Below are 300 nucleotides of genomic sequence, written 5' to 3' on the forward strand. Positions count from 1 at the left end.
CGACATGGAGGCGGTGTTCGCCCATGCCGACCGGGTGCTGGTCCTGGTGCGCGGCGAGATCATCGCCGCCGGCACGCCGGAGGCGATCCGCGCCGACCCGCGGGTGAAGCAGGTCTATCTCGGCGAGGCCGGCACCGAGGCGGCGATGCGCGCGCGCCGGAAGGCGGTGGCATGAAGGCGCTTCTCGACGTCTCGGGGCTGACCGCCGCCTACGGCCGGGCCCAGGTGCTGTTCGGCGTCACCCTGACGCTGCGGCCCGGCGAGGTCGTGGCGCTGATGGGCCGCAACGGCGCCGGCAAG

The 300-nt window shown here is 74.7% G+C and carries 1 protein-coding gene; it reads left to right on the top strand.

Translation table 11 applies throughout. The annotated features are described in order from the left end of the window. Positions 1-4 precede the first annotated feature (4 nt). The gene (locus tag A5481_RS35595) at positions 5-175 is read left to right on the top strand and encodes an ABC transporter ATP-binding protein C-terminal domain-containing protein (protein ID WP_156655692.1); all 171 of its coding nucleotides are present in this window, start codon (positions 5-7) and stop codon (positions 173-175) included. The last annotated feature ends 125 nt before the right edge of the window (positions 176-300 follow it).

The sequence above is a fragment of the Methylobacterium platani genome (assembly GCF_001653715.1).
GTDB lineage: Bacteria > Pseudomonadota > Alphaproteobacteria > Rhizobiales > Beijerinckiaceae > Methylobacterium > Methylobacterium platani.